General features: G+C 62.4%; 26 protein-coding genes. 16 read left to right on the plus strand and 10 right to left on the minus strand.

Features of this window, described 5'->3' with window-relative positions:
* Window positions 1–237: 237 nt before the first annotated feature.
* The 12 genes from coxB to OHD62_RS29390 all read left to right on the plus strand — a co-directional run bounded on the left by coxB (window position 238) and on the right by OHD62_RS29390 (window position 9,956).
* On the plus strand, window positions 238–1,119 hold the full coding sequence (gene coxB, locus OHD62_RS29335) for a cytochrome c oxidase subunit II (RefSeq protein ID WP_412177432.1): 882 nt from the start codon (window positions 238–240) through the stop codon (window positions 1,117–1,119).
* Between the two features lie 37 nt (window positions 1,120–1,156).
* A complete protein-coding gene (gene ctaD, locus OHD62_RS29340; protein ID WP_263790358.1) occupies window positions 1,157–2,809 on the plus strand; it encodes a cytochrome c oxidase subunit I in 1,653 nt (550 codons plus the stop codon).
* Window positions 2,810–2,884: 75 nt separating this feature from the next.
* Window positions 2,885–3,829, plus strand: coding sequence for a heme o synthase (locus OHD62_RS29345; RefSeq protein WP_263790360.1), 945 nt, complete (start codon window positions 2,885–2,887; stop codon window positions 3,827–3,829).
* 2 nt (window positions 3,830–3,831) lie between these two features.
* Window positions 3,832–3,993 carry a hypothetical protein gene (locus tag OHD62_RS29350; RefSeq protein WP_107650175.1) on the plus strand — a complete coding sequence of 54 codons (162 nt, stop codon included), beginning with the start codon at window positions 3,832–3,834 and terminating at the stop codon, window positions 3,991–3,993.
* Window position 3,994: 1 nt separating this feature from the next.
* Entirely contained in the window at window positions 3,995–4,624 is a 630-nt protein-coding gene (locus OHD62_RS29355) for a cytochrome c oxidase assembly protein (RefSeq protein WP_263790362.1), read from the plus strand.
* A gap of 1 nt (window position 4,625) precedes the next feature.
* Window positions 4,626–5,507 (plus strand): cytochrome c oxidase subunit 3, encoded by an 882-nt coding sequence (locus tag OHD62_RS29360; RefSeq protein ID WP_263790364.1) that lies wholly within the window; start codon window positions 4,626–4,628, stop codon window positions 5,505–5,507.
* 83 nt (window positions 5,508–5,590) lie between these two features.
* Window positions 5,591–5,977, plus strand: coding sequence for a DUF983 domain-containing protein (locus OHD62_RS29365; protein ID WP_263790365.1), 387 nt, complete (start codon window positions 5,591–5,593; stop codon window positions 5,975–5,977).
* Window positions 5,974–6,732 carry an SURF1 family protein gene (locus tag OHD62_RS29370; RefSeq protein ID WP_263790368.1) on the plus strand — a complete coding sequence of 253 codons (759 nt, stop codon included), beginning with the start codon at window positions 5,974–5,976 and terminating at the stop codon, window positions 6,730–6,732. Before OHD62_RS29365 ends, OHD62_RS29370 begins: the two co-directional genes overlap by 4 nt.
* 87 nt (window positions 6,733–6,819) lie before the next feature.
* Window positions 6,820–7,824: a 4-hydroxy-3-methylbut-2-enyl diphosphate reductase gene (gene ispH, locus OHD62_RS29375; RefSeq protein WP_263790369.1), complete on the plus strand. Its 1,005-nt coding sequence runs from the start codon at window positions 6,820–6,822 to the stop codon at window positions 7,822–7,824.
* A gap of 7 nt (window positions 7,825–7,831) precedes the next feature.
* Window positions 7,832–8,794, plus strand: a complete 963-nt coding sequence (locus OHD62_RS29380; protein ID WP_263790371.1) for a homoserine kinase — start codon at window positions 7,832–7,834, stop codon at window positions 8,792–8,794.
* Window positions 8,791–9,321, plus strand: a complete 531-nt coding sequence (gene rnhA / locus OHD62_RS29385) for a ribonuclease HI (RefSeq protein ID WP_263790373.1) — start codon at window positions 8,791–8,793, stop codon at window positions 9,319–9,321. The genes OHD62_RS29380 and rnhA overlap by 4 nt, the downstream gene beginning before the upstream one ends.
* Window positions 9,322–9,362: 41 nt before the next feature.
* Window positions 9,363–9,956, plus strand: coding sequence for a histidine phosphatase family protein (locus OHD62_RS29390; protein WP_263790698.1), 594 nt, complete (start codon window positions 9,363–9,365; stop codon window positions 9,954–9,956).
* 5 nt (window positions 9,957–9,961) lie between these two features.
* Here the strand turns inward: OHD62_RS29390 and OHD62_RS29395 are convergent, their stop codons facing one another.
* The 3 genes from OHD62_RS29395 to OHD62_RS29405 form a co-directional block, all read right to left on the minus strand.
* Window positions 9,962–10,441, minus strand: a complete 480-nt coding sequence (locus tag OHD62_RS29395) for a DUF2938 domain-containing protein (protein ID WP_263790375.1) — start codon at window positions 10,439–10,441, stop codon at window positions 9,962–9,964.
* Window positions 10,442–10,476: 35 nt separating this feature from the next.
* Window positions 10,477–10,959, minus strand: coding sequence for a peroxiredoxin (locus OHD62_RS29400; RefSeq protein WP_263790376.1), 483 nt, complete (start codon window positions 10,957–10,959; stop codon window positions 10,477–10,479).
* A 166-nt stretch (window positions 10,960–11,125) separates the two neighbouring features.
* A complete protein-coding gene (locus OHD62_RS29405; RefSeq protein ID WP_263790378.1) occupies window positions 11,126–11,932 on the minus strand; it encodes a protein-disulfide reductase DsbD domain-containing protein in 807 nt (268 codons plus the stop codon).
* 194 nt (window positions 11,933–12,126) lie between these two features.
* On the opposite strand from OHD62_RS29405, the gene OHD62_RS29410 reads away from it, so the two are divergent.
* Window positions 12,127–12,735: a YqgE/AlgH family protein gene (locus OHD62_RS29410; RefSeq protein WP_097576712.1), complete on the plus strand. Its 609-nt coding sequence runs from the start codon at window positions 12,127–12,129 to the stop codon at window positions 12,733–12,735.
* Window positions 12,736–12,758: 23 nt separating this feature from the next.
* Here OHD62_RS29410 and OHD62_RS29415 read toward each other — a convergent pair whose 3' ends face one another.
* From OHD62_RS29415 to thrC, 4 genes are read right to left on the minus strand one after another with little or no spacing between them, the layout of a single operon-like run.
* Entirely contained in the window at window positions 12,759–15,647 is a 2,889-nt protein-coding gene (locus OHD62_RS29415) for an EAL domain-containing protein (RefSeq protein WP_318528646.1), read from the minus strand.
* A gap of 3 nt (window positions 15,648–15,650) precedes the next feature.
* On the minus strand, window positions 15,651–16,247 hold the full coding sequence (locus tag OHD62_RS29420) for a GNAT family N-acetyltransferase (RefSeq protein ID WP_263790381.1): 597 nt from the start codon (window positions 16,245–16,247) through the stop codon (window positions 15,651–15,653).
* 15 nt (window positions 16,248–16,262) lie between these two features.
* Entirely contained in the window at window positions 16,263–17,555 is a 1,293-nt protein-coding gene (locus OHD62_RS29425) for a M16 family metallopeptidase (RefSeq protein WP_263790382.1), read from the minus strand.
* Window positions 17,556–17,569: 14 nt separating this feature from the next.
* On the minus strand, window positions 17,570–18,967 hold the full coding sequence (thrC, locus tag OHD62_RS29430; protein WP_263790384.1) for a threonine synthase: 1,398 nt from the start codon (window positions 18,965–18,967) through the stop codon (window positions 17,570–17,572).
* 126 nt (window positions 18,968–19,093) lie between these two features.
* On the opposite strand from thrC, the gene OHD62_RS29435 reads away from it, so the two are divergent.
* Window positions 19,094–19,801, plus strand: coding sequence for a hypothetical protein (locus tag OHD62_RS29435; protein ID WP_263790385.1), 708 nt, complete (start codon window positions 19,094–19,096; stop codon window positions 19,799–19,801).
* Between the two features lie 42 nt (window positions 19,802–19,843).
* On the opposite strand, the gene OHD62_RS29440 is transcribed toward OHD62_RS29435, so the two are convergent.
* Window positions 19,844–20,533: an HAD family hydrolase gene (locus OHD62_RS29440; protein ID WP_263790387.1), complete on the minus strand. Its 690-nt coding sequence runs from the start codon at window positions 20,531–20,533 to the stop codon at window positions 19,844–19,846.
* Window positions 20,534–20,713: 180 nt separating this feature from the next.
* Here OHD62_RS29440 and OHD62_RS29445 point away from each other — a divergent pair, with 180 nt between their 5' ends.
* Window positions 20,714–21,847, plus strand: coding sequence for a site-specific DNA-methyltransferase (locus tag OHD62_RS29445; RefSeq protein WP_263790390.1), 1,134 nt, complete (start codon window positions 20,714–20,716; stop codon window positions 21,845–21,847).
* Window positions 21,848–21,909: 62 nt separating this feature from the next.
* Here OHD62_RS29445 and OHD62_RS29450 read toward each other — a convergent pair whose 3' ends face one another.
* Window positions 21,910–22,521 (minus strand): HAD family hydrolase, encoded by a 612-nt coding sequence (locus tag OHD62_RS29450; RefSeq protein ID WP_263790392.1) that lies wholly within the window; start codon window positions 22,519–22,521, stop codon window positions 21,910–21,912.
* 119 nt (window positions 22,522–22,640) lie between these two features.
* Window positions 22,641–23,792, minus strand: a complete 1,152-nt coding sequence (gene mutY, locus OHD62_RS29455) for an A/G-specific adenine glycosylase (RefSeq protein ID WP_263790394.1) — start codon at window positions 23,790–23,792, stop codon at window positions 22,641–22,643.
* Window positions 23,793–23,847: 55 nt separating this feature from the next.
* Here mutY and OHD62_RS29460 point away from each other — a divergent pair, with 55 nt between their 5' ends.
* Complete coding sequence (locus OHD62_RS29460; RefSeq protein WP_263790396.1) at window positions 23,848–24,348, plus strand: DUF721 domain-containing protein; 501 nt, start codon at window positions 23,848–23,850, stop codon at window positions 24,346–24,348.
* Window positions 24,349–24,403 lie beyond the last annotated feature (55 nt).

The raw sequence follows: 24,403 nt of genomic DNA on the forward strand, positions 1-24,403 counted from the left end.
TCGCTCCGGGGTAGTCGCTGCCGTTCACGCGCCGGTGATCCGCGAAGGGCGTTTTGTCACCTCAACGGCGCGGCCAGTGCCTGCGCGCAAAAATGCCGCACGGTTTCCTCCGCTCCTTTCTTGCGGAGGCAAATAGAGTATGGTTTGAACCAGCCTTGGGACTGTCCGGGATTCTCGTCCCGGCCTGTTCGATAGTCTTGCGGTCCGATCGCGAGGAACTGGGAGATGATGAGGGCGATGAGAAAATTCCTGGCAGGCGCCAAATTCCTAGCAAGCGCTGCGGCAGCCATCTTGTTCGCTGGAGCGTCTGCCCATGCGGCCCAGCCGCAACCCTGGGAAACCACTTTTCAGCCTCCGGCGACCGACATCATGCGGCAGATCGAGTGGTTCGGGAACTACTCGATGTTTTTCGTCGTTCCAATCACCGTCCTGGTGCTGCTCCTTCTCGCCTACTGCATCTTCCGGTTCCGGGCGAGCGTGAACCCTGTGCCCTCGAAGACCAGCCACAACACGCTGATCGAGGTGATCTGGACCGTCGGGCCGGTCGTCATCCTGCTCTGCCTCGCCATTCCCTCCTTTCAGTTGCTGACCGCGCAATACACGCCGCCGGAAGAAGCCAAGCTGACCATCAAGGCGACGGGAAACCAGTGGAACTGGGACTACGAATACCAGGTCGACAAGACGCTCTCCTTCAATTCCGCAATTCTCGCGGATGCTGACCGCGCGGCGGCCGGCAAGGAAGATCGCGCCGTCTATCCGCGCCTGCTCACCGTCGACAACGAGTTGGTGGTGCCGGTCAACACCATGACGCGCGTGCTGGTCACGGCGACCGACGTTATCCATGCCTTCGCCATGCCGTCCTTCGGCATCAAGACCGACGCGGTTCCCGGCCGCATCAACGAGGTCTGGTTCAAGGCGGAGAAGGAAGGCCTCTATTACGGCCAGTGTTCGGAGCTCTGCGGCAAGGATCACGCCTTCATGCCGATCGCGATCCGCGTTGTTTCCGACGCGCAGTACAACACCTGGCTGGCAGCGGCCAGGACCGACCTGCCCGGCGCCAACAAGGCGCTGATGGCTGAGGTTGACAGCGCAGACAAGGTAGCGGCCGCCGGCAACTGATGCCGCGGCCAGGAAAGATCAGGGAACGGAGCGGAATATGGCAGAGGCTGCAGCTCACGACGATCACGACCACAAGCCCTATCATGGCTGGGTCCGCTGGGTGTATTCGACCAATCACAAGGATATCGGTACGCTCTACCTGATCTTTGCCATCATCGCTGGCTGCATCGGCGGTGCGCTTTCGGTCGTCATGCGCATGGAACTGATGGAGCCGGGCATCCAGATCTTCACCGGCCTGGCGCAGATGGTCTACGGCATGGATGGCGATGCGGCGCTCGACGGTGGCAAGAGCATGTACAATGCCTTCACCACCGCGCATGCGCTGATCATGATCTTTTTCATGGTTATGCCGGCGCTGATCGGCGGCTTTGCCAACTGGATGGTACCGATCATGATCGGTGCGCCCGACATGGCCTTCCCGCGCATGAACAACATCTCCTTCTGGCTGCTGCCGCCGGCCCTGATCCTGCTGCTCATCTCGATGTTCGTGCCGAGTGCGCCCGGCGCCTACGGCGTCGGCGGCGGCTGGACGATCTATCCGCCACTATCGACATCGGGTCAGCCCGGACCGGCCATGGATCTGGCCATCCTGTCGCTGCACATCGCCGGCGCCTCCTCGATCCTCGGCGCCATCAATTTCATCACCACCATCTTCAACATGCGCGCGCCTGGCATGACCATGCACAAGATGCCGCTGTTTGCCTGGTCGGTGCTGATCACCGCCTTCCTGCTGCTGCTGTCGCTGCCGGTTTTGGCCGGCGGCATCACCATGCTGCTTACTGACCGCAATTTCGGCACCACCTTCTTCACGCCGGATGGCGGCGGCGACCCGATCCTGTTCCAGCACCTGTTCTGGTTCTTCGGCCATCCGGAAGTCTACATCCTGATCCTGCCCGGCTTCGGCATCATCAGCCACATCGTCTCGACCTTCTCGAAGAAGCCGGTGTTCGGTTATCTCGGCATGGCCTACGCCATGGTCGCGATCGGCGCCGTCGGCTTCATCGTCTGGGCGCATCATATGTATACGACCGGCCTGTCGCTCGACACGCAGCGCTACTTCGTCTTCGCCACCATGGTCATCGCGGTGCCGACGGGCGTCAAGATCTTCTCCTGGATCGCCACCATGTGGGGTGGGTCGATTTCGCTGAAGACCCCGATGCTGTGGGCGATCGGCTTCATCTTCCTGTTCACCGTCGGCGGCGTCACCGGCGTCCAGCTCGCCAATGCCGGCCTCGACCGCCCGCTGCACGACACCTATTTCGTCGTCGCGCACTTCCACTACGTGCTGTCGCTGGGTGCGGTCTTCGCCATCTTCGCCGGCTGGTACTACTGGTTCCCGAAGATGACCGGCTACATGTATTCGCCTGTCATCGGCAACACCCATTTCTGGGTCACCTTCGTCGGCGTCAACCTCGTCTTCTTCCCGCAGCATTTCCTCGGCCTGTCAGGCATGCCGCGCCGCTACATCGACTATCCCGATGCCTTCGCCGGCTGGAACATGGTGTCGTCCTACGGCTCCTACATCTCGGCCATTGGCGTCGTCATCTTCCTCTACGGCGTGTTCGAGGCCTTCCAGAAGAAGCGGGTGGCTGGCGCCAATCCATGGGGCGAGGGTGCGACGACGCTCGAATGGCAATTGCCTTCGCCGCCACCCTTCCACCAGTGGGAACAGCTGCCGAAGATCAAGTAGCGGTTGCCTCAAGAATACGAAACCGCCGGCCCGCCCGGCGGTTTTGGCCAACGGAATGATGGACTTTTAGTACGCATGGCCCTTGTCGACGAGAGATTGACTGACGAAGCGGGTTTCCGCATGTCGGAAGCGACGGCGGGCGATTTCTTTGCCCTGCTGAAGCCGCGCGTCATGTCGCTGGTGGTGTTCACCGCGTTTGTCGGCCTGGTCGCCGCACCGGTGACCATCAATCCGCTGCTGGCGGTGATCGCGATCCTGTCGATCGCAATCGGTGCCGGCGCCTCCGGCGCGCTCAACATGTGGTATGATGCCGATATCGATGCAGTGATGACCAGAACCGCCAGCCGTCCGGTGCCGGCTGGCCGCATCCTGCCCGGCGAGGCGCTGAGCTTCGGCCTGGTACTTTCGGTGATGTCGGTGATGACGCTCGGCGTGCTGGTCAACTGGCTGTCAGCCACGCTGCTCGCCTTCACCATCTTCTTCTACGCCGTCATCTACACGATGTGGCTGAAGCGCTGGACGCCGCAGAACATCGTCATCGGCGGCGCCGCCGGCGCCATTCCGCCCGTCATCGGCTGGGCGGCGGTGACCGGAACGGTCAGCCTGGAAAGCCTCATCCTGTTCCTGATCATCTTCCTGTGGACGCCGCCGCATTTCTGGGCGCTCGCTCTCTTCAAGTCCGAGGACTATGCCAGGGCCGGCATCCCGATGATGCCGAATGTCGCCGGCCAGGCGTCGACCAGACGTCAGATCTTCGCCTATGCGCTGATCCTGGCGCCGGTGGGCGTGCTGCCATGGGTGCTCGGCTTCACCACGCCTGCCTATGGCGTCGTCGCGGCCCTGCTTGGCGCCGGCTTCATCTGGTATGCCTGGAAGGTACTGCGCATGGCGGAAGACGACAAGGTGATGAAGCCGGCCAAGGCCCTGTTCGGCTACTCGCTGCTTTATCTCTTCGCCATCTTCGCCGTCTATCTCGCCGACTGCGTTGTCGGGCGCGAGCTGGCGATCGGCGGAGCATGACCATGGTCGACAAGAATCTTGAGCTCGTTTCGCTGACCGAGCGTCAGCAGAAGGCCCGGCGCAATCGTTCGGTGGCCATCGGCGTGGCGCTGGCGGTGCTGGTCGTCATCTTCTATGTCGCCACCATCGTGAAGTTTGGCCACAACCTCGCTGGAACGATGTGAGATGAACCGCGACACCGTGACCGATCCCAAGAAGAAGAACACGAACCGCATTGTCGCGGGCGTGTGCGTCGCCTTCTTCGGCGGCATGATCGGCATGGCCTACGCCGCGGTGCCGCTCTATGCGATGTTCTGCAAGGCGACCGGCTATGGCGGCACGGTCAAGCGCGCCACCCAGCAATATGCAGATCGCGTGCTCGACCGCGATATCACCATACGCTTCGACGCCAACACGGCCGGCGTTCCCTGGCAGTTCCAGCCGGTCGCCCGCTCGGTCACCATCAAGATAGGCGAGACGACACAGGCGCATTACAGCGCGACCAACAAGTTCAGCCGCGCCTTCACCGGCCGCGCCACCTTCAACGTGCAGCCGGAACTGGCCGGGCCTTACTTCAACAAGGTCGAGTGCTTCTGCTTCACCGACACGACGCTGAAGCCCGGCGAGACGCTGGACATGCCGGTCGTGTTCTATGTAGATCCCGACATCGTCAATGTGCCGGAACTGAAGGACTTGAAGACCATCACCCTGTCCTACACGATGTTCCCGGTCGAGAAGAACAAGCCGGTGGCATCGTCGGTGCCGGTCGAACGCAGCAACAAGATTTCAAATACCGAAGGAAGCCTCGGGGGTTGATATGGCAGACGCGCACGCAAAACCACAGCATGACTACCATCTCGTCGACCCCAGCCCGTGGCCTTTCCTGGGTTCGGTCGGCGCGCTGGTGACCGCGATCGGCGGCGTCTGCCTGATGCAGTATCTCAAGGCCGGCGACTTCCCGATCTTCGGCTACAACATCGCCAATCCCTGGCTTTTCTTCATCGGCCTCCTGATCGTCCTCTACACCATGTTCGCCTGGTGGTCGGACACCATCAAGGAAGCGCATGAAGGCCACCACACCCGTGTCGTGTCGCTGCATCTGCGCTACGGCATGATCATGTTCATCGCCTCCGAGGTGATGTTCTTCGTCGCCTGGTTCTGGGCTTTCTTCGACGCCAGCCTGTTTCCGGGCGAGGCACAGCAATACGCCCGCACCGCCTTCACCGGCGGTGTCTGGCCGCCCAAGGGCCTCGAGGTCCTCGATCCCTTCCACTTGCCGCTCTACAATACCGTCATCCTGCTCCTGTCGGGCACCACGGTGACCTGGGCGCACCACGCGCTCATCCATGGCGACCGCAAGGGGCTGATCAACGGCCTGGTGCTGACCGTCGGCCTCGGTATGCTGTTCACCATGGTGCAGGCCTACGAGTACATACATGCGCCCTTCGGCTTCAAGGATTCCATCTACGGCGCCACTTTCTTCATGGCGACGGGCTTCCACGGTTTCCACGTCATCATCGGCACCATCTTCTTGGCTGTGTGCCTCGTCCGTGCGATGAAGGGCGACTTTACGCCCAAGCAGCATTTCGGCTTCGAGGCGGCCGCATGGTACTGGCACTTCGTCGACGTGGTCTGGCTGTTCCTGTTTGCGTCCATTTATGTCTGGGCCTCGAACGGCGCGATGATCGAAGGCCACTGACAAAAGGCTTCCGGAATTTGATGAGGCGGCTGCGGCGACGTGGCCGCCTTATCTTTTGCTGCAAAGCGAATTAAGGTGGCGAGATGAGTGAAGACAAGGCGATCTGGCCACCGGTCGATCCGATTTCGGCTGGCCTGCACGGCCGCTGCCCGCGTTGCGGCGAGGGACGGCTGTTTTCCGGATTCCTCACCGTCGGCAAGCGCTGCGTCAATTGCGGCCTAGACTATTCCTACGCCGATGCCGGTGATGGACCGGCGGTGTTCGTCATCCTGATCATAGGCTTCATCGTCGTCGGGCTGGCGCTGTGGATGGAGGTGACGCTGAACCCACCGCTCTGGCTGCATTTCTTGCTGTGGATACCGCTGACGCTGGTGCTTTGCCTGGGGGCACTCAGGCTGATCAAGGGCGTGCTCTTGACGCTGCAGTACCGCAACAAGGCGGCAGAGGGCAGGCTGGACCACGGCGAATGAGCACGACATCCGGTTCCATCGCCGGCCGTTCGCGGGCGAAGACGGCATTGCTGCTTGGCCTCGGCCTTGTGCTGTTCCTCATCCCTTTGGCGCTCGGCTCCTGGCAGGTCCAACGCCTGCACTGGAAGGAAGGACTTCTCAGGACCATCGACCAGCGCACGCATTCGCCACCCCGGCCGCTGGCCGAGGTCGAAAGCGAGTTCGCGTCCAGCGGCGATGTCGACTACACGCCGGTGATGGTGACGGGCACCTTCCTGCATCAAGGCGAGCGGCATTTCTTCGCCACCTGGGAAGGCGCTTCCGGTTTCGATGTCTTCACACCGCTTGAACTGGACGATGGCCGCTTCATCCTGGTCAATCGCGGCTTCGTGCCTTACGACCTGAAGGACGCGGCCAAGCGTCCGCTAGGTCAGGTAGCGGGCGAAGTGACGGTGACGGGCCTGGCCCGCAACCCGCTGCCGGCGAAGCCGTCGATGATGCTTCCCGACAATGATCTGAAGAAGAACATCTTCTACTGGAAGGACCGCGACGCGATGGCGACGAGCGCCGGTCTGCCGGCCGGCGCTCGCCTGGTGCCATTCTTCATCGATGCCGACAAGGCGCCAAATCCCGGCGGATTGCCGGTCGGCGGCGTCACCATCATCGACCTGCCGAACAGCCATTTGCAATATGCCGTTACCTGGTACGGCCTTGCCGCCGCCCTTGCCGGGGTGCTGCTCTTCAGGCTCCGCCGCTCGGGAAGGCGGGATGATTAAGTCGCCGCCCTTGACAGGGCAGGTGCGCGCACCTCATTTCGCGCCTTGAGTTCCCGAGTCCACGATCCGATCAACCGGCCCGCAAACATGCTTCAGACAAAGCCACCGCTGACGATCCGGCTCTGCCAGCCGCGCGGCTTTTGCGCCGGTGTCGACCGCGCCATCCAGATCGTCGTGCTGGCGCTAAAGAAATACGGCGCGCCGGTCTATGTCCGCCACGAGATCGTGCACAACCGCTATGTCGTCGAGGGGCTGCAAAGCCTGGGCGCCGTGTTCATCGAGGAATTGTCAGAGATCCCGGCGCAGCATCGCCAGAGCCCGGTCGTCTTTTCGGCGCATGGCGTGCCGAAGTCGGTGCCGGCGGACGCCCAGGCGCGCAACCTGTTCTATCTCGACGCCACCTGTCCGCTGGTGTCGAAGGTTCACAAGCAGGCGATGCGCCATCAGCGGCTCGGTCGCCATGTGCTTCTGATCGGCCACGCCGGGCACCCGGAAGTGATCGGCACGATGGGCCAATTGCCCGATGGCGCCGTTACGCTGATCGAGACCGAAGCCGACGCCGCGAAACTGGTGCCCGCCGACCCGCAGGCGCTCGGTTTCGTCACCCAGACGACGCTGTCGGTCGAGGACACCGCCGGCATCATCCGGGCGCTTAGGGACCGCTTTCCAGATTTGCATGCGCCGGCCGCGGAATCGATCTGCTACGCCACCACCAACCGTCAGGAAGCGGTCAAGGAGACTGCAGCGGGCGCCGATCTCTTCCTGATCGTCGGCGCGCCCAACTCCTCCAATTCGCGGCGTCTCGTCGAAGTGGCGGAACGCGCCGGTGCCTCGATGTCGCTTCTCGTGCAGCGCGCCTCCGAGATTCCTTGGAATGACATTGCCGGTATCTCGACGCTCGGCCTGTCGGCGGGTGCGTCGGCGCCGGAAATCATCGTCGACGAGATCATCGACGCGTTCAGGCAACGCTTCGACGTAACCATCGACCTGGCGATCACGGCGACGGAAACGGAGGATTTTCCAGTCATGCGGGTTCTGCGCGATGTCGAACTGACGAAGGCCGACATGGCCTTCGTCAACGGAGCCGCGTGAACAGTCCATGGCAGTCTATACCGACGTCAATGAAGGCGAACTCGGCGCGTTCCTGAAGGCCTATCCGGTCGGTGACCTCTTGTCCTACAAAGGCATCGCCGAAGGCACCGAGAACTCGAATTTCCTGCTCCACACAACCAGCGGCTCCTACATACTGACGCTCTATGAAAAGCGCGTCGACAAGGCCGATCTCCCCTTCTTTCTCGGCCTCATGGGCCATCTCGCCAGGAAGGGCATTTCGTGCCCGCTTCCGGTGACCGCGCACGACGGCACCGTCATCGGCACGCTGGCCGGAAGGCCGGCAGTCATCATCACCTTTCTCGAGGGGCTGTCGCTGCGGCGGCCGACGGCGGCACATTGCGGTGAGGTTGGCAAGGCGCTGGCGCAACTCCATCTTGCGGGTCAGGACTTTCCCATGACCCGGCAGAACGCGCTTGCCATCGATGGCTGGCGCAAGCTGTGGGTTGCCTCCCACGCCCGGGCCGACGAGGTCGAGCCAGGACTGGCGGCCGAGGTCGATGCCGACTTCGCCGATTTCGAGCGGAACTGGCCGAAGGGCCTGCCGAAAGGCATCATCCACGCCGATCTTTTCCCGGACAACGTCTTCTTTCTCGGTGAAAAGCTGTCCGGCCTGATCGACTTCTATTTTGCCTGCAACGATCTCTACGCCTATGACGTCGCCACTTGCCTCAACGCCTGGTGTTTCGAGAAGGATTTCTCCTTCAACCTGACCAAGGGCACCGCGCTGCTTGCCGGTTACCAGAGCGTTCGGCCATTGAACGGAGACGAGAAGGCGGCATTGCCGATGCTGGCGCGCGGCTCGGCGCTGCGCTTCATGCTGACCCGGCTCTACGACTGGCTGACCGTTCCCAACGGTGGGCTGGTCATAAAACGCGATCCGACCGAATATATCCGCAGGATGCGCTTCCACCGGGCGATCAGCTCTCCCTCCGAATACGGACTGATATGACCAAGCACGTTGAAATCTTCACCGATGGTGCCTGTTCGGGCAATCCTGGGCCGGGTGGCTGGGGAGCGATCCTGCGCTTCAACGGCAAAACGAAGGAGCTGTCGGGGGGGGAGGCCGAAACCACCAACAACCGCATGGAACTGCTCGCGGCCATTTCGGCGCTGAATGCGCTGAAGGAACCATGCGAGGTCGATCTTCACACAGACAGCAAATACGTCATGGACGGTATTTCCAAGTGGATCCATGGCTGGAAGAAGAATGGCTGGAGGACCGCCGACAAGAAGCCGGTGAAGAATGGTGAATTATGGCAGGCGCTTGATGAGGCCAACCGGCGCCACAAGGTCACCTGGAATTGGGTCAAGGGCCATGCTGGCCATACCGAAAACGAGCGTGCCGACGAGCTTGCCCGCGAAGGCATGGCGCCGTTCAAGAAAGGTCCGGTCATATCTGCAGCGGCGCCGAAACCGGCTGCGCTGGCAAAGCAGCCGGCGGCCACAAAGGCGCGCCGCTCTACCCAGAGTTATTGAATTCCGGCGCGGGTCCGCTCACTGGCAGAAAGACCTCTATCGTGCCTGTCGCATACTATATCACGCATCCCCAGGTTCGGATCGATGCCGGCATTCCAGTGCCGCAGTGGGGACTATCCGACATCGGGCAAGCAAGAGCCTCGGCAATGCTCGACCAGCCGTGGGTTGGGTCGATCCAGCGTATCGTGTCGTCAGGCGAACGTAAGGCGATAGAAACCGCGGAGATCCTCGCAAGACATCTGCGCCTTGCGGTCGAGGTGAGGGCGCGGATGCATGAGAATGACCGGTCGGCAACGGGTTTCCTGCCGCCGTCGGAGTTCGAAGTCGTCGCGGACCAGTTCTTCGCCAATCCACACAGCAGCATTCGCGGATGGGAGCGGGCTATCGACGCCCAGCATCGTATTGTGAGCGAGGTCGATACCGTGCTTGGCACGAACGGCGCAGGCGATATTGCTTTGGTGGGCCACGGCGGCGTGGGAACGCTCCTGCTGCTGTCTCTCAGCGGTCGGGAAATCGGCCGCGAAGCGGATCAGCCAGCAGGCGGCGGCAACTACTTCGCTTACGACATCGGAGCGCGTCGCGTTATTCACAGCTGGCGGCCGATTGACGGGCCGGTGCAACTCGGCGTCGGCTAGTTCAGCTAGCGGATCAGCAGGGCCGTCCCGTAAAGCCCGAGCGCAAACACTGTATGCGACACCAGGTTGAGGGCACGGATCTGCATCGGGTTGGGGCGCTTTGAGGCGGCCCAGCCGGCGCCCATGCCGGGCGCCAGCAGGAACCATCCTGCACCTACGGTGACCATGCCGAGGATGAAGGCCGGCAGGAAGGTCGGCGCGTTGAGCCATGCCGATCCCGCCAAGACGACCAGAATGATGCCGTAGGCGATGCCGACAAGATAGTGGAAGGCCCAGCCCAGCGCCGATTCATGCGCATAGGGCGCGGCATTGCCAATATCGTCGTGAAAGACTTTCTCACGCAGATGCCAGACCCAGCGGCCGACCAGCCCCCAGTTCGGTCGCGGTTGGGCAAACGCCAAATTGAGGAAAATCGCCCAGATATCCATCAGCGCTGTGGCGCCGATGCCGATCGCTACAGCGCGCCAGAAGATGTCAAACGCCATGGAAGTCCCCCAAGCAGGCAATCGCCCAGCGAAAGCTAGAGCTGGCCGAGAATGTGAGCCGCACCTGATATGTCGACGCCGGGCTTGCTCTCGATATTGAGCGCCGTGACCTTGCCATCGTCGACGATCATCGAAAAACGCTTCGAGCGCAGCCCCATACCGCCGCCGGAAAGGTCGGCGTCAAGCCCGATCGCCTTGGCGAAATCGCCATTGCCGTCGGCCAGATAGAGGATCTTGCCTTCGCCGCCGCTGAAGCGGGCCCAGGCACCCATGACGTGAACGTCGTTGACGGCAACGACGGCAATCGTGTCGACGCCGCGCGCCAGGATAGCGTCGTAATTGTCGAGATAGCCGGGCAGATGGTTATTGCTGCAGGTCGGCGTGAAGGCGCCGGGAACGGCGAACAGCACCACTTTCTTTCCCGAGAAAATCTCGGCCGTCGTGATCGCCTTGGCGCCGTCGGCGGTCATCGTCTTGAGGGTCGCTTCGGGCAGCTTGTCGCCAATGGAAATGGTCATTGAATCTCTCGCTTGGGAAGGATGGGAAGGAGCTGTGCTTGCGATAGCGGACCAGGCCTATTCCTGCAACTGGCCAGCGGCCGGCATCCGAGCGGCCAGCATCAATGCATGTCGCCCAAAAGTGCGTAGCGGTTTTGGGATAACGACATGCATGAAACAAGAACCCTCAGGGGAACGGCAGTAGTCCCTCGACAGCGCCATCGGCGCTGGTCAGTGTATAATAGAGACCGCCATCCGTCGGAGTCGTCGACGGCCGGTCGAGGATTGGCACCGTAAACACCAGCTTGCCGTCTTTTTCACTGCGGGCAGGGGCACCGAACATGTAGTCCCGTTCGCCGGCGACGAAGAAATCCGCCGCCTCCGGATCGCCCGGAAAGCTCGCCTCGACGATCAGCGTCTCGTGGTCGCCCGGCAAGATATTGATGCCGAAATCGGGCCTTGCAGGGGTGGGCAGCGTTGCAAGGGCAGCCTTCACCAGCGCGGCGTCCTCGGCATTGTCCGGATCGGAGCCGGGGTCGACGGTCAGCCGCGTCTGCACCGGAATGCAGATCGTCTCGCAGATGCCGAGAAAAATATCGGCATCGATGACGGCCGGCTGGTTCGGTGCCGACAGCGTGAACGTCACTGGCAACGAGACCGGATGGTCGTAGCCGGCCCATTTGCCGTAGCCGTCGTCGTGGCGCTGGGGCGGCGGAAACGAAAATGTCGCATCAGTGATGTTGGTGCTGGCCGAGATATCGAGCTGCGGCGGCACGCCGGCGTCGCCCGGATCGCGCCAATAGGTTTTCCAGCCGGGCTTGAGCGCGATATCAAGCACGCCGTGGATGCGCCCGGCTTCGTCGGGCCTGCCGCTGGTCACCAGCCGCACTTTGCCGCCTTCGCTGTTGTACCAGATCGACGATGAGGCGGCTGCGGGAAGACCTGTTCCCAATCCAAGAGCGGCGCCGAGCAGCAGGACTTTCAAGCTTTGCATGGCGCTGATTTGAGCGTCAGTTGATGGCTGTGCAATGATTTCATGGCGTCGCTGGTATCATATTTGCGTGACTTCGGGCACAGCTTTGCGCGAGCCTGGGTACACGGCTTCGTGTGACCCGGATAGAGAGCTCCGGCGCGAATCGCGCGCGGCGCATCTTTTCGGCGATGCGGAAACGCGTTACCCTCCGTCACATGGACTTGTTGCGCCACAAGAAGACGGCTGCCGCACGCGGCTTCCTCGATGATCAGTTCCTGATTGCCATGCCCGGCATGAAGGACGACCGTTTCACGCGCTCGGTCATCTATATTTGCGCGCATAGCGATGAAGGCGCGATGGGCCTGATCATCAACCAGACCCAGCAGATGCTGTTTCCTGACCTGCTTGTGCAGCTCGGCATCATGAACGAGCAGGAGGCAATCCGCCTGCCGGCGCAGGCCCGCGATTTCGTCGTGCGCAATGGCGGCCCGGTGGATCGCAGCCGGGGTTTCGTCCTGCATTCGGGCGACTACCGGGTGGAATCTTCGCTGACCGTCTCCGACGACATTTGCCTGACCGCAACCGTCGACATATTGCGCGCGATCTCGTCGGGCCGAGGGCCACGGCACGCGCTGATGGCGCTCGGCTATTCGGGCTGGGGCGCGGGACAATTGGAAAGCGAAATCGCCGAGAACGGCTGGCTGACCTGCCCGGCAAGCGCCGAGCTTCTGTTCGACACCGACATCGAGCGCAAATACGACCGCATCCTCGCCTCGATAGGCATCGATCTGGCGCATCTCAGCGTGGCGGCCGGTCACGCCTGAGCCTCATCACGTCCTGGATCGTATCACGCTTGAGTGAGCGGGTACTGTTCCTTCAGCGTCTTCAGCACCTGATCGCCAGGCATCGGCGCGCCGAACATGAAGCTCTGCACATATTCGCAGCCCATCTGGCGCAGTTCGAGCGCATCGCTTTCGTCCGAGATGCCCTCGGCCACGACCGAGAGGCCGAGGTCATGCGCCATGCTGACCATCGATTTGAGCAGCACCGCGCGCTTCGGCGTCGTGTCGTCGACGAAGCTCTTGTCGATCTTGATCGTGTCGAAGGGAAAGCGCGTCAGATAGGCCAGTGATGAATAGCCGGTACCGAAATCGTCCAGCGACAGGCCGATGCCAAGCTGCTTCAGCTTGGTCAGCACATGGGCTGACTGTTCGGGATTGTCCATCACCAGCGATTCGGTGAGTTCGAGGCGGAAGCAGCGTGGCTTCAGATTGGCGCGCGCGATCACCGAGCGGACGTCGCTGACCAGATCGCGGCGGATGAGCTGGCGGCTGGACAGATTGACCGAAACCGACAGCGGCGCATCGCCGATCTGTTTCTGCCATCCCGCGAGGTCTTCGGCGGCCTGCTGCATGGCGAACAGGCCAAGCTGCACGATCAGGCCGCAGCTTTCGGCGACGGGGATGAAATCCGCCGGCGGGATCATGCCGCGGCGCGGATGGTCCCAACGCAATAGCGCCTCGAACCCGGCAACGCTGCCGTCTTCCAGCCGCACGATTGGCTGATAGGCCAACGTGAATTCGCGCCGTTCGATGGCGCGGCGCAGATCGGATTCGAGCTGCAGCCGGTCGGTGCCGACCGTGCGGAAGGCTGGGCGGAACGGCTCGATCCTGTCGCCGCCGAAGCGTTTGGCCTGATGCATGGCAAGCTCGGCGTCCTTGACCATGTCCTCGGCCGAAGTCTGCGCCGAGGTCCAGGTGATCAGCCCGATCGAAGCGGTCAGCACGATCTCGCGCTTGGCGAAGGTGATCGGGTTGTTGATCGCATGCTTGATGGCGTCCGCTACGCCCGCGATGCGGGCAGGATCCTGCTCCGACAACAGCATAAGCGCGAACTGGTCGCCGGCAAAGCGCGACAGCGAATCCTTGGGCTTGAGCAGCCGGTGCAGCCGGCGCGCGATCGTGAGCAGGATAGTGTCGCCGGCCGAGATGCCGAGCCCGTCATTGACCTGCTTGAAGCGGTCGATGTCGATGACGAAGACGGTGGGGCGCACCTTGTCTTCGGTGCGGGCGATCGAGATGATCGCCTCCAGCCGGTTCATGTACAGCTCGCGGTTAGGCAGGCCGGTCAAATTGTCGTGCACGGCGTCGTGCAGCAACCGTTCCTCGGACTTCTTCTGCTCTGTCACGTCGACCATCGTGCCGACGCAGCGGATGACCTCGCCGTCCGATCCGATCACCGGCCGTGCCCTGAGCGAGAACCAGTGATAGTGCCCGTCGGCGCCGCGCAGGCGGAAATTCTGCGCCACGCGGCCGCGCCGGTGCTCCAGCACCACGTCGAGCGTGGTGCGGAAAGTATCGCGATCATCGGCATGCAGCACTGGCAGCCAGTTGCGGGCGGCACCGCCGAGGCTGTTGGGCGCGAGCCCAAGCTGGATGCTGACGTCCGGCTTGGTGACGACGCGGTCGCGCAGCACGTCCCAGTCCCACACCGTGTCGCCCGATCCGGCGACGGCCAGCGCCTGGCGTTCGAGATCGGAGAAAAGGCCCTGATGCAGCGCGCCGCCGGCAAAGGCATGCTGCATGACGGTGAAGCCGATCAAAAGGATGATCAGGATCAGCCCGCCGCCCAGCGCCGGCTGGGCGATGTCGTTGTCGAGCATGCCGGTGATCGCCATCCACGACCCGCACAGCCACAACAGCACCATGACCCAACTGGGCACCAGCATGATGGCGCGGTCGTAGCCGCGTATGCCAAGGAAGATGATCAGGCCGAGCCCTGTCAGCGCGGTGGCGGCAAAGGAAATCCTGGCAATGCCGGCGGCGACCGCCGGATCGACGATGGCGACGCCGGCGATCAGCACCAGCCCCAGGATCCAGACCAGAGCGCCGTAGCTGAAATGGCCGTGCCAGCGGTTGAGGTTGAGATAGGCGAACAGGAACACCACGAAGGTTGCCGCCAGCGCCACCTCCGTGCCGGCCCGCCACATCTGCTCATTGCCCGGCGATATTTCTATGATCTTGTTGAGGAAGCCGAAATCGACGCAGATATAGGCGAGCACCGCCCAGGCGAGCGCCGCCGTCGCCGGAAACATCGAGGTTCCCTTGACAACGAACAGAATGGTCAGGAACAGCGCCAGCAGGCCGGCGATGCCGATGACGATACCGCGAAACAGCGTGTAGGAGTTGACCGAGTCCTTGTAGGATTCCGGATCCCAGAGGTAGACCTGCGGCAGTTTGGGCGAGGCAAGCTCGGCGATGAAGGTGACCACTGTTCCGGGATTCAGCGTCACCCGGAACACATCGGCATCGGGACTGGTCTGGCGGTCGAGCGCGAAGCCTTCGCTCGGCGTGATCGCGGCAATGCGGGTCGAGCCGAGATCCGGCCAGAAGATGCCGGAATTCACCAGCCGGAAGTGCGGTGCGACGATCAGCCGGTCGAGCTGCTGATCTGTGGTGTTGGCCAGTGCGAACACCGCCCAGTCGCCGGTCGAGCGAGCGTCATTGGCCTCGACCTCGATGCGCCGCACGATGCCATCAGGCCCGGGCGCTGTCGACACCTGGAAGTTCTCGCCCTGGTTCCTGTAGATTTCGACGGCGCCTGAAAGGTCGAGCGCCACATCGTCGCGGGCGATCTTGATCGGTTCGACGGCGAAGGCCGAGGACGCCGCGCCAAGCGTGACGATTGCCGTCAGGACAAAGGCGAACAGCGACCTGATTCGCAGGAAATTCGTCAAAAATCAGTCCTTCGTTCCTGCGCCAGGCGGATCGTCCGCGATCCGGGCGTAGAGGTAGTGGTCCTGCCAGATGCCATTGATCCTGAGGTAGGATCGCAGAAGTCCTTCGCGCCGGAATCCGGCTTTTTCAAGCACGCGGATCGACCGGGCGTTGTCGGGAATACAGGCAGCTTCGATCCGGTGCAACCTCAGCGTATCGAAGGCGAAGCGCGTGACAACCTTGACCGCGTCGGTCATCAGGCCGCGGCCGCTGTAACGTTCGCCGATCCAGTAGCCGATATGGCCGCTTTGCGCGACGCCATGGCGGATGTTGCCGAGCGTGATGCCACCGGCAAGCTTGCCGCTCGTCTTCTCGAAGATGAAGAAGGCGATCGCCGTTCCCTGCGCATAGTCTTCGCGGTAGCGGCCGATGCGGTGGCGCCATGCCGTGCGGTCGAGCTCGTCGGGGGTCCATCGAGGCTCCCACGGCTCCAGGAAGGCGCGGCTTTCCCCGCGCAGCGCCGACCATTCGCGATAGTCGTTGGTCAGCGGCACGCGCAGCGTTACCCGGTCGCCCTTCAGCGCCGGCAGGTCGCGGCGAAAGAAAGGGAGCGCGAACACAACGCCTGGACAGGCTTAGACGGCGAGCTTGCGGGCCGTGGTCTGCGTGCCCGAAAGCGAGTCGAGGATCGCTTCATAGGGCGCGAGCGTACCCACCGGTCCAACAGCGGTCAGCGTCGGTTTGGTCGAGAACAGCCGCGACGACAGGTCCGTCAGCCGCTCGATCGTCAATGCCGACAGCCGTTCCATCAGCTCTTCCTTGGCGATCGGCCGGCCGAACAGAAGCAATTGCCGGGCGATCTGCGAGGCACGGCTGGCCGGGCTTTCGGCCGACATGATCAATCCAGCGCGGTACTGGGCGCGTGCCCGGTCGAGTTCTTCCTGCAGGATGTTCTCGCCGGCCTTCTGCAACTCGTCGATGACGACGGGCACCAGTTCGGCGATGTCGCTCTGCCCGGTCGCGGCATGGACGCCGAATATGCCGGTGTCGGAAAAGCCCCAGTGGAAGGCATAGACCGAATAGCACAGGCCGCGCTTTTCGCGGACCTCCTGGAAAAGGCGCGACGACATGCCGCCGCCAAGGATCATCGACAGAACCTGCGAGGCGTAGAAGTCGCGCACATGATAGGCGCGGCCTTCGAATCCCAGCACGATCTGGGCGTCCATCAGGTCGCGGTCCTCGCGGAAATCACCGCCGACATACTGCGCATATTGCGGAATGTTGCCTTCGGCCTTGGCGCGGAAGCCACCGAGATGCCGTTCCACCTCACGCACGAAATTGTCGTGCTTGATGTCACCGGCTGCGACGATCACCATGCGCTCGGCGGCATATTGCCGTTCAATGAATTTGTGCAGCTGCTTCGACGTGAAGGATTTGACGGTGTCCGGCGTGCCGAGGATGGAGCGGCCGATCGTCTGGTGACGGAAGGCCGTCTCGGTGAAGCGGTCGAAAACGATGTCGTCTGGGGTGTCGTGCGCGGCGCCGATCTCCTGCAGGATCACATGCTGCTCGCGTTCCAGTTCCTGCGGATCGAACTCGGACTCCTGCATGATGTCGGCGAGGATGTCGACGGCCAACGGCACGTCGTCGCTCAGCACCCTTGCATAGTATGAGGTCGTCTCGACGCTGGTGGCGGCATTGATCTCGCCGCCGACATCCTCGATTTCCGACGCGATCTCGAAAGCGCTTCGCCGCCTGGTTCCCTTGAACGCCATGTGTTCAAGCAGGTGGGCCATTCCGTGCTCTTCGTCACGCTCATTGCGGGCGCCTGATTTGACCCAGGCACCAAGAGCAACGGATTCGAGACTTGGAAGGGTTTCGGTGGCGACTGTCAGGCCGTTCGACAGACGGCTTACCTCAACACCCATATAGCTGATACTCCCTAACTTGCCGCCCGCGTGTGGTGGCTAACGTAATCTTCCACCATTTTCAGGTCGGATGGAAGTACCGTGTATTTTTCCTCTGATGTCATCAACCCGCCTAGCCATGCGGGCAGGGCGGGCGACACGCCGCAGGCTTCTTCGACGGCAGCCGGGAATTTTGCCGGATGGGCCGTGCCAAGCACCACCATCGGCACGGCATTGGCGGCGTTCGCAGCGGCAACATGCATGGCTGCGGCGGTGTGCGGGTCGAGCAGGTAGTCGCTGGCCGCCAGCGTCGAGCGGATCGTGGCGGCGACTTCGTCCATCGTCGAACGGCCGGCGTCGAATTCGGCGCGGATTCTGGCGATCTCCGCCACTTCGATGGTGAAGGCGCCGGACTGTTTCAGCCCGTTCATGTAGCGCCGTACGGTCGAAGCATCGCGGCCGGCCGCCTCGAACAGCAGGCGTTCGAAATTCGACGAAACTTGAATATCCATCGACGGCGAGGTCGTCGAAAAGACGCCTTTTGTGCGGTATTCGCCGCTCGACAGCGTGCGCGCCAGAATGTCGTTGTCGTTGGTCGCGATGATCAGCCGCTCGATCGGCAGGCCCATCTTCTTGGCGGCGTAGCCGGCGAAAATGTCGCCGAAATTGCCTGTCGGCACCGTGAAGGAGATAGGCCGGTCGGGCGCGCCCAACGACAGCGCCGACGAGAAATAATAAACGATCTGGGCCATGATGCGGGCCCAGTTGATCGAATTGACCCCGGACAGCGACACCCGGTCGCGAAAGCCATGGTCGTTGAACATGTCCTTCACCAGGCCTTGGCAATCGTCGAAATTGCCTTCGATCGCCAGCGCGTGGACGTTTGCGGCGGTGGATGTCGTCATCTGCCGCTGTTGCACCGGCGAAACGCGGCCATGCGGGAACAGAACGAAGATGTCGGTACGGGCGCGCCCGGCAAAGGCATCGATGGCAGCCCCGCCAGTGTCGCCTGACGTGGCCCCGACGATTGTTGCGCGCTGGTCGCGTTCTGCAAGCACATGGTCCATAAGCCGGGCGAGAAGCTGCATGGCCACGTCCTTGAAAGCCAGCGTCGGGCCATGAAACAGTTCCAGCACGAATGTGTTCGGAGCGGTCTGCACCAGCGGGCAGACGGCCTCGTGACGGAAGGTCGCATAGGCTTCGCGCACCAGCCGTTCGAACACCGGCATCGCTATCTCGCCGCCCAGAAACGGCGCCAGCACACGAATGGCGAGATTGGGATAGGCAAGGCCGCGCATGGCGCGGATTTCGGCTGCCGAAAGATGCGGCCAGGCGCTGGGCACATAAAGCCCGCCGTCGCGCGCCAGTCCCGCCATCACCGCGTCGGAAAAACCAAGCACGGGCGCTTCCCCGCGGGTACTCACATATTGCATCGTCACATGTCCATTGCTGCCGGCGGCTCCATCCCGGCAAAGTGGTTAATTTCTGCGCTGGCTCAGTCGCATTTTTGCCGCGCGGTTGATATACGTCACCGGCTTTGCGAGAGGGAAGAGCAGTTCATGGCGTTTTGTTCGTTCAACGGTCGCCCATTTTATTATCGCTTTGTCGCGGGTCTGGCGCTCACTGGCTTTATGCTTGCCGCCGCCGGCTGCCAATCGAGCGACAATGGCATCCTCGGCTTCGGCAAGAAGGATACGTCGCCGCCTCCGCCTCCGGACCCCCAGGTTCTCAGAAGCCAATTGCTGGCCTATTGCCCGAAAGTGACGCTGCGCGACGGCACCGCCTTCTTCAACACCTATGCCAAGAGCGGCCCGAAGCCCAAGAAGAAAGCCGAGCCCGCCGCTGACGCAGCACCGACCGACCAGCCGGCGCCGGACGGCACCATAGTCGATCCGCAGAAGGATCCGACGAAGATCATCTACCAGGCCTCGATCACCGATGTGACCCGCGATTGCAGCCGCGCCGACGGCCAGCTGGCGATGAAGATCGGGATCGCCGGCAAGGTCGTTCCGGGACCGATGTTCAACCCCGGCACCATCACCATGCCGATCCGTATCGCCGTGATGCATGGCAGCGAGGTGCTTTACTCGCAGCTTCACCAATATCAAGTCCAGGTTACCGACCCCTCGACTGCTACCCAGTTCGTCTTCACCGATTCCAACGTCGTCGTTCCCGAGCCCAGCGCGAAGGATTACCAGGCGTTTGCCGGCTATGATGAAGCCGCCCCGAAGAAGAGCGACAAGAAGAAGGTTGCCGCAGCGGATTAAGCCGTCGCGGCACGACTGCGCCTCCAGCCGGAGGCGCATGCCTTACGCATCCGCCGACCATTCCGACAGGGCGGCGATCACGCTTTTCAGCTCGGCCCAGCGGCGAATGACCGTTTCGGCGCCGGCCTCGGTCAGCGCATCGGCATGGCCGGGATAGCTGTGGCTGGCTCCCGTGAAGCCGATCACGCGCATGCCCGCCGTCCTGGCGCCGGTCACTCCATGCACGGAATCCTCGATGACGAAGGTGTTTTGCGGATTGGCCTTGAGCTTTTCCGCGGCAAAGAGAAACACGTCGGGCGACGGCTTGGTTTTCCCGGTCGGTGTTTCCATCGCCGAAAAAATCCGGCCGGCGAAGAACGGCAGCAAATGCACCTTCTCCAGCATGAACTCGATCCGCTCGCTGCGCGAATTCGAACAGACGCAGCGCGGCACTGTCACCGCGGCAACCGCCTCGCGCACCCCGTCGATGGCGCGCACGTCGCTGCGCAGCCTGCGGTCGACCAAGTCTTCGGCGCGGTCGATCAGCGAGGCCTGAAACGGGATGCGCGACTTCTCCTCGACCCGCATCATGATGTCCTTGAAGGTCAGCCCGGCATAGGTTTCGGCAACCTCCTCGGCCGATATCTCATATCCGGCCGAGGTCAGCAGCTCGGCTTCAATGCGCGCGGCGATGATTTCGGAATCGACGAGCACGCCGTCGCAATCGAAGATGACAAGGTCTGGCTGTGGCATGGCGGTCCGGAAGCGGGAGGGCGGGCGTTGGCCCGATAAAGCTCGAGCGGCGCGGGCATACACCAATGGGCCGGGCTTCGCAAATTGCCGGGTCCGGACCCAGTGGCCTTCACCGAATATTTACGCTGATCGGTAACCATAACAGGGAGTAAACAGTAACGCGTGCTTTTGGGTGTAACAATGTCTGCCGTGCGTCTTCTCGACGAGCTTTCCCGTGCTCCTCAGCAATCCGAGTGGCTGGATACGATCCTGAAAGGCGATTGCGTCGCCGCGCTCGACCGGCTGCCCGAAAAATCCATCGACGTGATCTTCGCCGATCCGCCCTACAATCTGCAGCTTGACGGCGATCTGCACCGGCCCGACCAGTCCAAGGTCGATGCCGTTGACGACGACTGGGACCAGTTCGAGAGTTTCGAGGCCTACGATGCCTTCACCCGCGCCTGGCTGCTAGCGGCGCGCCGTGTCTTGAAGCCCAATGGCACCATCTGGGTCATCGGCTCCTACCACAACATTTTCAGGGTCGGCGCCAAGATGCAGGATCTGGGCTTCTGGATCCTCAACGATGTCGTCTGGCGCAAGACCAATCCGATGCCGAATTTCCGCGGCCGCCGCTTCCAGAACGCCCATGAGACGATGATCTGGGCCTCGCGCGACCAGAAGGGCAAGGGCTACACCTTCAACTACGAAGCGCTGAAGGCGTCGAACGACGACGTTCAGATGCGCTCCGACTGGCTGTTCCCGATCTGCACTGGCGGCGAACGGCTGAAGAACGACAATGGCGACAAATTGCATCCGACGCAGAAGCCGGAAGCCTTGCTTGCCCGTATCATGATGGCTTCGACCAAGCCTGGCGATATCGTGCTCGATCCCTTCTTCGGGTCCGGCACCACAGGCGCGGTGGCCAAGCGCCTCGGCCGCCATTTCGTCGGCATCGAGCGCGAGCAGGCCTATATCGACGCCGCCAACGAGCGCATCGATGCGGTCCGGCCCTTGGACGGCGCCGATCTGACCGTGCTCACCGGCAAGCGCGCCGAGCCGCGCGTTGCTTTTGTCAGCTTGATCGATACCGGGCTGATGCTGCCGGGCGCCACGCTCTACGACGCCAAGAAGCGCTGGGCCGCCAAGGTGCGCGCCGACGGCACGGTGGCGATCGGCGACAGCGCCGGATCGATCCACAAGATCGGCGCTGAAGTGCAGGGGCTGGACGCCTGCAATGGCTGGACCTTCTGGCACTATGAGCGCAGCGGCGGCCTGACCCCGATCGACGAGCTCCGCCGTATCGCCCGCCTCGGCATGGAGCGGGCAGGGGCTTGAAAATTTGGCAGCCTCTGCCGCGTTGAATCAAATTCTCAGGCGATCACTCGAAGTGATTCAAATCACACTTCGATCCCTAACCGCTTGAGGTCCGCCTCGAGCGTTTTTGCGTCGATGAACAGCACGGACTGCCAGCCAGCCGCCTTGGCGCCTTCGACATTCTTCGGGCTATCGTCGATGAACAATGTGGCCGCCGGCTCAAGGCCGAACGCGGCGACGTGGTGATCGTAGATGCCGCGATCCGGCTTGATCAGGCCGATCTCGCCTGAAATGGTCACGCCGCGCGGACGGTTGAGGAAATCGAAACGCTGCCGGGCTTCGGCGAGCGTATCTGAGGCGAAATTGGTCAGCATGGTGACGTCGTGGCCGCTGTCGATCAGCTTCTCCATGATCTCAACGCTGTCCTCATAAGCATGCGGCACCATCTCGTGCCAGTGGCGGCGGAAACTGCGGATGTTTTCGGCATGGTCGGGATGCTCGGCGATCAGCAGCGCCTCGGCCTCTTTCCATGTCCGTCCGCGATCCTGCTCGACGTTCCAGTCATGCGTGCAGACATTGTCGAAGAACCACTTTCTCTCCTCGGCATCCGGAATGATACGGCTGAACGGCAAGTTCGGGTCGTAGTGGATCAGCACTCTGCCGATGTCGAAAACGATGTGGCGGATTTCAGTCATTGTCGTCCTTTTCAATGCGGGCGCTGCTTTTGGTGAATCTCGCCCAAAAGTGTGCAGCGGTTTTGGGAACACGGCATGCACAAAACAAACAATCCAAAGCGCGTTGCGGTGTGATCAAGTCACACGCGACGCGCTTTGGTCGCGCCCGGTATCGCCGCTTCGATTACCTTTTTCATGACAGTGGGCAAGGCTTCCCCGGAAATTTCATGGGCCAGCGACCAGAAATGCCCCGCTGGAGCGGCAGCCTCGGTCGTCGTTTTGAACACGTCGAGTTCAAGCGCGAAGTGGGTGAAGACATGGCCAATCCGCCCGGCAGGCCGCCAGTCGCCGGGGAAGGGGGCTGCCGCATCCGTGGTGGCGCCGTCGACCCGCGCGGTCCAGCCGGTCGTCGGCACCTCGGTCATGCCGCCGAGCAGGCCTTTTTCCACGCGTTTTCTCAAAAGAATGGCGCCGTCGGCCCTGACGGCGACAAAGGCTGCGCCACGCCGCAATGGTTTTTCGGCCTTCGGCAGGCGCACTGGAAAATGCTCGGGATCACCCGAGACGGTGGCGCTGCAATCCTCGCGCAGCGGACAAAGCATGCAGCGCGGTCGGCGCGGCGTGCAGATCGTCGCGCCCAGATCCATCATCGCTTGGGCGAAATCGCCCGGTCTTTTGTCCGGAACCATGCGTTCGACAAACACGCGGATCTCGGCCTTGGCCTCGCTTAGCGGCGTCGCGATCGAAAACAATCGCGAAACAACCCGTTCGACATTGCCGTCGACGACCGCGGCAGGATGGTCGAAGGCGATCGCCGCGATCGCCGCCGCCGTATAGGCGCCGATGCCGGGCAGTTCTTTCAGGCCTGCTTCCGTATCCGGAAAACGCCCGCCTTGCCGTGCGACAAGATCGGCGCAGGCCTTGAGATTGCGTGCGCGCGAATAATAGCCGAGCCCGGCCCAGGCCTTCATGACATCTTCGGTCGATGCGGCTGCCAATGCCGCGACATCAGGCCATTTCCCGACAAAGGCCCGGAAATAGGATTTGACCGCTTCGACCGTGGTCTGCTGCAGCATGACCTCGGAAAGCCAGACGCGGTAGGGATCGGGCCGTATGCCGCGCAAAAGCTCGCGCGGCGCAACGCGCCATGGCAGGTCGCGGTGATGTGCGTCGTACCAGCCAAGCAGCCGGGATGCGATGCCGCCGCTATCCCCGGACGCGGCTCTGCCGCTGTCCCCGGATGAGGTACGGTCTGCGGATGCGGTCTTGCGGGTCTGGTCGTGCAGTGCCATTGATCGAGGGCTGGCCTAACCGCTGCTTGGCGAAGGTTGTGACTGGAGAACGCACATGGCAGGGAAACGGCCCTTCGGCAATCCCGTTCCGGTGAGCGATCTCGCCACCGAGATCCTCGATCCGGTGCTGCGCAAGCGGGCCGGCATGTCGATCGGCCTCGTCCAGTCATGGGAAGAGATCGCCGGGCCCAGGCTCGCCAGCCGCTCGCGCCCCGAAAAGATCCAGTGGCCGCGCCGCATGCATGAGGACGATCCGTTCGAGCCGGCGGTGCTGGTCATCGCCTGCGAGGGCATGGCCGCGCTTCATCTCCAGCACGAGACCGGCGAGATCATCAACCGGGTCAATGCCTTCCTTGGTTTCAACGCCATTGGCCGGATCAGGATCGTGCAGAAGCCGGTTCTGTCGCAAAAGCTCCGCCCGAAACCGGCTGCCAGACCACTCAATGATGCAGAAAAATCAAAGCTTTCGCGAACAGTCGGCAAGATCGAGGACGATGGCCTGCGTGCCTCGCTGGAGCGGCTCGGCGCAACTATTCTTGGCCAAAGAAAGCCATAGACCTGTCGTCAATCTCGCGTATTCGTGATCGCATCCTAAAAGTTTGGCGATTGGA

The organism is Mesorhizobium sp. YC-39 (assembly GCF_025753795.1).
In the GTDB taxonomy this organism is placed as follows: domain Bacteria; phylum Pseudomonadota; class Alphaproteobacteria; order Rhizobiales; family Rhizobiaceae; genus Mesorhizobium.